Annotated in this window: 7 protein-coding genes; 6 read left to right on the top strand and 1 reads right to left on the bottom strand. The window is 59.8% G+C overall.

The window, feature by feature from the left end; genetic code table 11:
• Nucleotides 1-459 precede the first annotated feature (459 nt).
• Entirely contained in the window at nucleotides 460-1,365 is a 906-nt protein-coding gene (locus B7L72_RS12505) for a LysR family transcriptional regulator (RefSeq protein WP_081194719.1), read from the top strand.
• Between the two features lie 197 nt (nucleotides 1,366-1,562).
• Here B7L72_RS12505 and B7L72_RS12500 read toward each other — a convergent pair whose 3' ends face one another.
• On the bottom strand, nucleotides 1,563-3,080 hold the full coding sequence (locus tag B7L72_RS12500) for an NCS1 family nucleobase:cation symporter-1 (RefSeq protein WP_081194717.1): 1,518 nt from the start codon (nucleotides 3,078-3,080) through the stop codon (nucleotides 1,563-1,565).
• Nucleotides 3,081-3,692: 612 nt separating this feature from the next.
• Between B7L72_RS12500 and B7L72_RS12495 the strand changes: the two genes are divergently transcribed.
• The 5 genes from B7L72_RS12495 to B7L72_RS12475 all read left to right on the top strand — a co-directional run bounded on the left by B7L72_RS12495 (nucleotide 3,693) and on the right by B7L72_RS12475 (nucleotide 9,866).
• Complete coding sequence (locus B7L72_RS12495) at nucleotides 3,693-4,559, top strand: nitrilase-related carbon-nitrogen hydrolase (RefSeq protein WP_081194715.1); 867 nt, start codon at nucleotides 3,693-3,695, stop codon at nucleotides 4,557-4,559.
• Between the two features lie 34 nt (nucleotides 4,560-4,593).
• Nucleotides 4,594-6,033, top strand: coding sequence for a dihydropyrimidinase (gene hydA / locus B7L72_RS12490; RefSeq protein ID WP_081194713.1), 1,440 nt, complete (start codon nucleotides 4,594-4,596; stop codon nucleotides 6,031-6,033).
• 70 nt (nucleotides 6,034-6,103) lie between these two features.
• Nucleotides 6,104-7,483 (top strand): NAD(P)-dependent oxidoreductase, encoded by a 1,380-nt coding sequence (locus B7L72_RS12485; RefSeq protein ID WP_081194711.1) that lies wholly within the window; start codon nucleotides 6,104-6,106, stop codon nucleotides 7,481-7,483.
• Nucleotides 7,480-8,823, top strand: coding sequence for an NAD-dependent dihydropyrimidine dehydrogenase subunit PreA (gene preA, locus B7L72_RS12480; RefSeq protein WP_081194709.1), 1,344 nt, complete (start codon nucleotides 7,480-7,482; stop codon nucleotides 8,821-8,823). Before B7L72_RS12485 ends, preA begins: the two co-directional genes overlap by 4 nt.
• 200 nt (nucleotides 8,824-9,023) lie before the next feature.
• Nucleotides 9,024-9,866: an ABC transporter substrate-binding protein gene (locus B7L72_RS12475; protein ID WP_081194839.1), complete on the top strand. Its 843-nt coding sequence runs from the start codon at nucleotides 9,024-9,026 to the stop codon at nucleotides 9,864-9,866.
• The last annotated feature ends 238 nt before the right edge of the window (nucleotides 9,867-10,104 follow it).

Below are 10,104 nucleotides of genomic sequence, written 5' to 3'. Positions count from 1 at the left end.
AAGCGGCGTGACCACTTCGTCATACGCTGACTGGCTGAAACCTCGCAACGTGCCGTCTGGCTCAGATCCCTGCCCGCATGACGGTTGTCGCCGCTGCTTACCCAAGCGCGCCCGTCTGCATTCAACACGCCAAGCTCATCGATCAACGGCAGCTGGCACGGGCAGTAGCGCGGGCTTCAGCCGCCTGTAACTCCTGCTCATACTGCTCCTTCAACAGCCAGCCAAACAGTGCCAGGAGAGCCCATCACTCGGCGTGAGCGACATCATGCATACCTTAGTCAGGCATCCCGTGGGCGCACCTGATAGAGTGAAAAAAGACAGAGGAAGATACACCAGCCCGAGACATGGGGGGGGATTGTTAAAGTGTGACGCGATGTTTTTTTGATGTATATCAATTTTTAGCACAATAGAGCATCAAAAACGGCATATCAGTATAGCAGGCAAGGCAACGAGGCAAGCATGGCATCTCTGGGTCAAATGAGTGATTACGACATACGCCTGGTGCGTATTTTCAAGACCGTGGTGGAGTGCGGTGGCTTCACCGCTGCAGAAACGACGCTGGGCATCAGCCGCTCGGCCATCAGCCAACACATGAGCGACCTGGAGAGCCGCCTGGGGTTTTCGCTTTGCCAGCGAGGTCGCGGTGGGTTCAGCCTGACCGAAGAAGGCAAGGAAATTTACCAGGCCGGCCTGACCCTGCTGACCGCCCTCGAAACCTTCAAAAGCGATGTCAATGCACTGCATCACACCATCAAGGGCGAGCTGAATATCGGCATCACCGATAACCTGGTGACGCTACCCGCCATGAACGTTACCCACGCCCTGGCGGCGCTGACGGCGCCCAACCATGCGGTGACCGTGAATATTCATATGGAACCCTCTGACGCGGTGATCCGGGGCGTCATGGATGGGCACCTGCACGTCGGGGTGGTGCCTGCCGTGAACCTGCCCACCAGCCTGGAAACGCGCTGGCTTTACGACGAGCCGTCATACCTATACTGCTCGGCAGAGCACCCCTTGTTTCCACAGGCCGATGAGAGGCTCGAAGCAGGCGACATTGCCCAGCACCCCGCCATACAGCCCCGCTACCCGCTACCGGAAAAGGCCCGCCAGGCCCACGAAGCACTCAACCGTCGAGCCTCTGCGTCAGACCGGGAAGGCGCTGCCTTCCTGATCCTGACCGGGCGCTTCATTGGCTTTCTACCCGAACACGTGGCCGCCCAGTGGGTCAGCGCAGGCAAGATGCGCGCCCTGCTGCCCCAGCACTACGCGTATCGCATCCCGTTCGTGCTAATTACCCGCCACGACCGCCGCCCCAACCGCGTGGTGGATGCCTTCCTGGGGCTGGTGAAGGAAGCCAACTAGGCTTTGTACGAAAAGTCGGCGAGCGATGGCCAGACAAGGCAAAAATCGGCGAAAAGACGGAGTTTACAAGGTGTAAATGAGTACTTTGAGCCGATTTTTAACGCCGTATGGGCGAGCATAGGCAATTTTCGTACAAAGCCCAGCGGCGCAGCCCGCCAGGCTCTGCCCGACAGCTAGCTGCGCCATGCGCTACCGCATCAAGGCTGGCGAGCCGCCTCGCTGGCCATCAGCGGCACAGGGCCTGCCTGGGGAGACGACGCCAGCGTACGGCTGGCGACGTAATACACCACCGCCCCCAGCGCCGAGCCCGTGAACCAGCCGTAGTCATAGAACCAGTTCATGGTGCCGGTCAGCAGCGACAGCAGGGTCAGGCTCACCGGAATGCCGAAGGCAATGAATCCGGCGATGTTGACCGCAGGGTAAGCCTGGTGGTCCATGTACAGGCTAGGCACATCTAAACGCTGCTTCTTAATCAGGAAGTAATCTACTGCCATAATACCCGCAATCGGGCCCAGCAGGCTGGAGTAGCCCAGCAGCCAGTTGGAGTACATCTGCTCCAGAGAAACTCCCTGGCTCACCACCCCCGCCTTTTGCAGCAGGTCGTAACCCATCAGCAGCACCCCCACGGCGCCAGTCATCAGCACGCCACGGGTTTGATTGATCAGCTTGGGGGCAATGTTCTGAAAGTCATTGGTGGGTGAGACGATATTGGAAGCGGTGTTGGTCGAGATGGTCGCCACGATGATCAGCAGCATGGCCATGATGACCCAGAAAGGGCTGTCGATATAGCCGATCAGGCGCACCGGGTCGGCCACGGTTTGGCCTACCAGCGTTTCCGAGGCGGCGGTCAATACCACGCCCAGGGCAGCAAAGAAGAACATGGTCAACGGCAAGCCCAGGATCTGCCCGACGATCTGGTCCTTCTGGCTCTTGGCGAAGCGGCTGAAATCAGGAATGTTCAGTGACAGCGTCGCCCAGAAGCCCACCATGGCCGTCAGGCCAGCAAAGAAATAGCCATACACCGAAGCCCCTTCCGGGCGCGACGGCGGCTGGGCCAGCAGTTCGGTCATCGACATGTGCGGCCACGCCCACATCATCAGCCCGATCCCCACGGCCAACAGCAGCGGTGCCGCCAGGGTTTCCAGCCACTTGATCGACTCGGCCCCGCGAATCACCACGTACAGGTTCATGGCGCCAAACACGAAGAAGCCAATTACTTCGCCGACGCCACCCAGCGCCGCCCAGGCGGGAAACAGCGCCGACAGCAGCAGGTGAATGGCCAGCCCGCCAAACATGGTTTGAATGCCAAACCAGCCGCAGCCTACCAGCGCCCTGACCAGGCAGGGCACGTTGGAACCCAGGATGCCAAACGAAGAGCGCAGCACCACCGGAAAGGGAATGCCGAATTTAGTGCCGGGAAAAGCGTTCAGCGTTAGCGGAATCAGCACGATCACATTGGCCAGCAGAATGGCCAGTAGCGCCTCGCCAACGCTCAGCCCAAAGTAGGCCGTGAGCACGCCGCCCAGGGTGTAGGTAGGCACGCAGATCGACATACCGACCCACAGCGCCGCAATGTTCCATTTACTCCAGGTACGCTCTTTTGCTTCGGTAGGCGCAATATCGTCGTTGAAGCGTGGGCTTTCACGCACATCATCTTCCACTGCCAGTTCGACCAACCCCTGCTGATCGATCATTCGAGATTTAGCTGCCGTCATCTGTTGTCTCCTCAGCCTCGCCATTGCCTTTTTATCTTCAAAGGTTCAACAGGTTGCGCAGCAATAAGCGTGCCCAAAACCACGCGCTCACCGCTAACTCATTGAACACAAAGCTGACTAAACAGACATATATAAAGACGAAGCCCTCTGTATCATTGTTGTTATAGCCACGGGTATTAAAACCTCCTAAACAGGGTAGCGACATATTCATAAAACGCACCATCAGAATGCAAAACACCAATATAAAAACCAAAAAATAAAACACAACTTATTGATTTAAAAAATAAAAATGAAACGCCATAATAGTGCAACACCTCACCAAATTGATAAAAACGGCCAATAAAAAACTTAAAAAACAGCAAAAACAGTCACTTGAAAGACAACCAGGCTTTTCATAAAAACTTCTTGCAAAACGTCTTCAACCAGCGCTATGTTCAAAAAGCTGTCTATCTTGACAGCTTTGCTAACAATTATAAGTTTCGACCATGAGTCGATGTCATGACACGCCTAGCGATCTTTTCCGCCACTCATCGATACCGGCAGAAAAGCCACCCATAGCTGGCCTCCCATCCATTCGGAGGTCGGCGCGTTATGACAAAAGAGGGGTAGTCCATGCAGAAAATGAAGATTGGCCTGATCCAGATGGCCCTGAATACCAGCACCGACCAGGAACCCGGCGCCATTCGTGACGCAATGAACGCCGCACACCTGCCCATGATTCAGCAAGCCGCCGAGCAAGGCGTGCAGGTGCTGTGCTTCCAGGAAGTGTTCAATCAGCCCTATTTTTGCCCCAGCCAGGACAGCAAGTGGTACGCCGCCGCCGAGCGAGTGCCGGAAGGTCCCACCTGCCAGATGATGCAAAAGCTCGCGGCCGAGCACCGCATGGTGATCATCGTCCCTATCTATGAAGAGACCGAGACCGGCGTTTACTACAACACCGCCGCCGTGTTCGATGCCGACGGCAGCTACCTGGGCAAATACCACAAGACACACATTCCCCAAGTGGCTGGCTTTTGGGAGAAATTCTTCTTCAAACCAGGCAAATCCAACTGGCCGGTTTTCGATACCGCCTACGGCAAGATCGGCGTGTATATCTGCTACGACCGCCACTTCCCGGAAGGCTGGCGGGCATTGGCGCTCAACGGCGCCGACGTGATTTTCAACCCTTCGGCCACGGTGGCCGGTCTTTCCCAATACCTCTGGGAGCTTGAACAACCCGCCTCTGCGGCTGCCAACGGCTGCTTTATCGCCGCCATCAACCGGGTTGGCACCGAGGCGCCCTGGAATATCGGCGACTTCTACGGCTCCAGCTACATCGTCAACCCACGCGGCAAGATCGAAGCCCAGGCCAGCGCCACGGAAGACGAGCTGCTGGTGCATGAGATCGACCTGGATATGGTGCGCGAGGTGCGCAACAACTGGCAGTTCTTCCGCGACCGACGCCCCGAGACCTACACCCGCCTCACCGACGGTGAATGATTCTGCTGGCTAAACACAACGACAGGAGCGAACCATGAGCTTATTGATCAAGGGCGGCACGGTGGTCACCCACGCCGACACTTACCGCGCCGATGTGCTGTGTGTCGACGGCAAAATCCACGCCATTGGCACCGACCTGGAGGTGCCGGAAGGCTGCGAGATCGTCGATGCCAGCAACCAATTGGTGATGCCTGGCGGCATCGACCCCCATACCCACATGCAGATGCCCTTCATGGGCGCGGTGGCCAGCGAAGACTTCTACACCGGCACCGCCGCCGCCATGGCGGGCGGCACCACCACGATCATCGACTTCGTGATTCCCAGCCCCGGTCAGTCGCTGCTGGAAGCCTTCGAAACCTGGCAGGGCTGGGCGGAAAAAGCCGCCACTGACTTCGCCTTCCACGTAGCGATCACCTGGTGGGATGAGAGCGTCAAAGAGGAAATGGGCACCCTGGTACGCGATCACGGGGTCAACAGCTTCAAGCACTTCATGGCCTACAAGGGCGCCATCATGGCCACCGATGACATTCTGGTGGAGAGCTTTTCCCGCTGCCTGGAGCTGGGCGCGGTGCCCACCGTGCATGCGGAAAACGGCGAGCTGGTCTACCACATGCAGCAGAAGCTGCTGGCCCAGGGCATCACAGGGCCGGAAGCCCACCCGCTTTCCCGCCCACCGCAGGTGGAAGGCGAAGCCGCCAGCCGCGCCATTCGCATTGCCTCCACCCTGGGCGCGCCAGTCTACCTGGTGCACGTCTCCACCAAAGACGCGGTGGATGAAATCGCCTACGCCCGCCAGCAGGGCCACCCGGTGTTTGGCGAGTGCCTGGCGGGCCACCTGGTGATCGATGACAGCGTTTACCAGCACCCGGACTGGGCTACCGCCGCCGCCCATGTGATGAGCCCGCCTTTCCGGCCCAAAGGCCACCAGGAAGCGCTCTGGCATGGCCTGCAATCTGGCAATCTGCAAACCACCGCTACCGACCACTGCTGTTTCTGCGAAGAGCAGAAGGCCGCCGGGAAAGATGACTTCACCAAGATCCCCAACGGCACTGCGGGTGTGGAAGACCGCCTGGCCGTGCTGTGGGACGAAGGGGTCAATACCGGCAAGCTCTCGCCCCAGGAGTTCGTGGCGGTCACCTCCACCAACACCGCCAAAATCTTCAACCTCTACCCGCGCAAAGGGGCGATTCAGGTAGGTGCCGATGCCGACCTCGTGGTCTGGGACCCCAACGGCACCCGCACGATTTCCGCCAAGACCCATCATCAGAACGTCGATTTCAATATTTTCGAGGGCAAGACGGTGCGCGGCATTGCCCGCCATACCATCAGCCAGGGCAAATGGACCTGGCGGGATGGCGAGCTGCACGCCGAGCGCGGCGCAGGGCGCTACTTAGAACGCCCCGCCTACCCCGGTGTGTTCGAGCTGCTGGCCAAGCGTGCCGAGCTGAATGCCCCCGTGGCGGTAACTCGCTGAGCCTCGCCCCACAAAGAACAGACGCCCCACTAAGAACAGAACGATCCAGAAGGACCAGGGAGAAACGACCGTGACCCATTCACTTGATCATCTGCCCAGCGCAAAAGAGGTCGGCACCTACGACCCAGCGACGCTGGCAAGCAACTTCAGCGACCTGCATCCGCCGCTGACGCCGCGCCAGGCCATCATCGAAAGCCAGCGCTGCCTGTACTGCTATGACGCGCCCTGCGTCGAGGCCTGCCCGTCGGACATCGACATTCCCAGCTTCATCCGCCAGATCAGTGACAACAACATTAATGGCGCAGCAGCAACTATTCTGGAAGCCAATATCCTCGGCGGCAGCTGCGCCCGAGTGTGCCCCACGGAAATCCTCTGCGAACGCAGCTGCGTGCGTAACCACGACGCCGAGTGCCAGCCAGTGCTGATCGGTTTGCTCCAGCGCCACGCTACCGACCATATGCAGTTCGATAGCCACCCCTTCAAGCGGGCCGCCAGCACTGGCCGCCATGTTGCCGTGGTGGGCGCGGGGCCTGCGGGCCTCTCCTGCGCTCATCGCTTGGCCATGCTGGGCCACCAGGTCACCATCTTCGAGGCCGAGCAAAAGCCTGGTGGGCTCAACGAGTACGGCATTGCCCGCTACAAGATGACCGACGATTTTACCCGCAAGGAAGTCGAGTTCCTGCTGGACATTGGCGGCATCGACCTCCAGTACGGCCAGCGTCTGGGCGACAACCTCACTCTCGATACCCTGCGCCAGCAGTACGACAGCGTGTTTCTGGGTTTAGGGCTGGGGGCCAGCCGCACGCTAGGGCTGACCGGCGAAGATGCACCGGGCCTGATGCCCGCCGTGGACTACATCAAGACCCTGCGCCAAACCGATGACCTGGGCAGCCTGGCCGTGACCAAGCGCTGCATCGTGATTGGCGCAGGCAATACCGCCATCGACATGGCCACGCAAATGGCGCGTTTGGGAGCCAAAGAGGTCACTCTGGTGTATCGCCGTGGCACTGAGGCGATGTCCGCCACCGACCACGAACAGGAGATTGCCAAGGCCAACGGCGTGCGTATGGTGACCTGGGCCCAGCCGGACGAAATTCTGCTGGATGCTCAAGGTCGAGTGGCAGGCATGCGTTTTGCCAACACCGCAGAGCAGCAGGGCCGACTCTCCACCACGGGCGAGACCTTCGAGATCGCGGCGGATGCCGTTTTCACCGCCATCGGCCAGGGCTTCGAGGGCGACAGCCTACGCGATGCCACCGCCTCCGAACTGGCCCGGGATGGCGAGCGCATCCACGTCAATGAGCTGTTCCAGACCTCATTGGCCAACGTTTACGCTGGCGGCGACTGCGTCAAACCCGGCCAGGACCTCACCGTGCAAGCAGTACAGCACGGCAAGCTGGCCGCCCACGCCATCCATCAAGCGCTCGCCGCCCAGCAGGAGGCCGCATGAACACCACACCTTTTAACACCCTCTCTTTTCCAGGCAAGAAACACAGCGGCGACAGCGTGGTGAACGGCGTCGATCTATCGGTGAACTTTGCCGGTATCAAAGCCCCCAATCCCTTCTGGCTGGCCTCGGCCCCGCCCACCGACAAAGCCTACAACGTGGTGCGCGCCTATGAGGCGGGCTGGGGCGGCGTGGTATGGAAAACCCTCGGTGAAGAGCCGCCTGCCGTGAACGTCTCCTCCCGCTACTCGGCCCACTACGGCAAAAACCGCGAGGTGATCGGCTTCAACAATATCGAGCTGATTACCGACCGTTCGCTGGAGATCAACCTTCAAGAGATCACCCAGGTGAAGAAGGATTGGCCGGACCGCGCGCTGATCGTTTCCATCATGGTGCCCTGCAACGAAGAAGCTTGGGCCTATATCCTGCCGCGGGTGGAAGCCACCGGCGCAGACGGCATCGAACTCAACCTGGGCTGCCCCCACGGCATGCCGGAACGCGGCATGGGCGCGGCGGTGGGCCAAAACCCGGATTTGATCGAAAAAGTCACTTACTGGTGTAAAAAGCACTACTCCAAACCGGTCATCGTCAAGCTCACCCCTAACATCACCGATATACGCGTGGGTGCCCAGGCGGCATTGCGGGGCGGCGCCGATGCAGTCTCGTTGATCAACACCATCAACTCCATTACCAGCATCGATCTGGACAACATGGTCGCCAAACCCACCGTAGGCCATCAGAGCACCCACGGCGGCTACTGCGGCAGCGCGGTGAAACCCATCGCCCTGAACATGGTGGCAGAAATTGCCCGAGACCCAGCCACGCCCACGCTGCCCATTTCCGGTATTGGCGGGATTTCCACCTGGCGGGATGCGGCGGAATTCATCGCCCTGGGCGCGGGCAGCGTGCAGGTGTGCACCGCTGCCATGCTCAACGGTTTTCGCATTGTTGAAGAGATGAAAGATGGCCTCTCCCGCTGGATGGCGGAAAAAGGCTACGACTCCATCGAAGCGTTTTCCCGCAGGGCGGTGCCGCAAACCACCGACTGGAAGCACCTGGACATCAACTTCAAGACCATCGCCCATATCGACCAGGACCTGTGCATCGAGTGTGGCCGCTGCTATATCGCCTGCGAGGACACCTCTCACCAGTCGATTGCCAAGCTCACCGAGCAGGACGGCGCGCGCCGCTACGAAGTCATCGAAGACGAGTGCGTGGGCTGCAACCTGTGCCAGATCACCTGCCCGGTGGAGAACTGCATCACCATGGTGCCTCAGGAAACCGGCAAGCCCTTCCTCGCCTGGGACGACGACCCACGCAACCCCTTCCGCGTCGCCTCTTAGTCGCTTGGTTGCTTGATCACTATGCGCCACCACGACCGCCTCTACGGAGGCGGTCGCATTTTCTGCAACGTGCTGTTCCCCCTTTTAACACACGACAAAGCCGCTGCTTGCTGAGATGATGAGAAATTATTTCATATAGCTATATTTCTCAAAGAACAGCTGTGTTTCTCAAAGCTGTGTTCCTCAAAAAAGGGCCTCTCATGAAAGTAACCGCCATCACCACTGCACTACTGCTGACCAGCGCCGCCGCGAGCGCCGACCAGCGCATTGCCACGTTTGATCTAGGCAGCCTGGATACGCTGAACGCCCTGGGGGTGAGTGAACAGGTGGTGGGCGTGCCCAAAGCCAGCTTACCGAGCTACCTCGAGCAGTATGCCGCCGACCGCTACACCGACATCGGCGGCCTGCGCTCCCCCGACATGGAGGCACTGGCAGAGGCCAACCCAACGCTGATCGTACACACCGGCCGCCAGGCAGAGTGGGCCGACGCGCTGGGCGAGATCGCCCCGCTGTTCGATGCCAGCGTGACCGGTGAGGCGTATCTTGACTCCGTCGAGCGCAACGTGCGTGAACTGGCCAGCCAGCTGGATGTGGAAAACGCGGCCGAAGAGGCCCTGCAGATGCTGAATAGCGAAATCGAGCGCCAGCGGGAAGCCCTGCAGGATGCCCCGACGACGCTGGTGGTCACCCATAATGGCGGCAACCTGATGCTCAATCAGCACCCGGTGGTTCATGAAGTATTGGGCATTGCTACACTGGAGATGCCCGAGAGCGTCACGCCCGAAGTACGCGGCGAACGCACCTTTACACCGCTTTCCGCTGATGCCATTGCCGAGATCGACCCTGATATCGTGCTGGTGATCGACCGCAGTGCGGCCATTGGCAACGAGCCCGCAGACGCCGAGCAGCTTCGCCAGCAGTGGGCGGAAGCGGGCACAGACGCCCAACTGGTGATGCTCACCCCTGCGCTTTGGTACCTCTCTGGCGGCAGCCTGCAGAGCCTGGCCCTGCAAGTCGAGGAAGTGGCCAGCGCGCTCAACTAGGCGCTGCCTGAAAAGTCGGCTTGCTGCTTAATCATACAGATGCAAGACACAGAGCCCCGCCACCGGTTTACGGTGGCGGGGCTCTGTGGCTCATAGAGATAACGTCAGCCTATCAAAACGCTTCCCACTCCTGCTCGGCACTGGCGGCCGCTTTGGACTTTGGCTTACTCGTAAGCTGGGGGCGCAGCAGCTCGCCGCGGGGCGGCGGGGTAGCCAGCGCGGGCTGACGGCGCTCGCT

It is taken from the genome of Halomonas sp. BC1 (assembly GCF_002078135.1).
GTDB classification, from domain to species: domain Bacteria; phylum Pseudomonadota; class Gammaproteobacteria; order Pseudomonadales; family Halomonadaceae; genus Vreelandella; species Vreelandella stevensii.
Note: the sequence above shows the minus strand (reverse complement) of the source record. Positions and strands in the feature narration are given on the sequence as shown.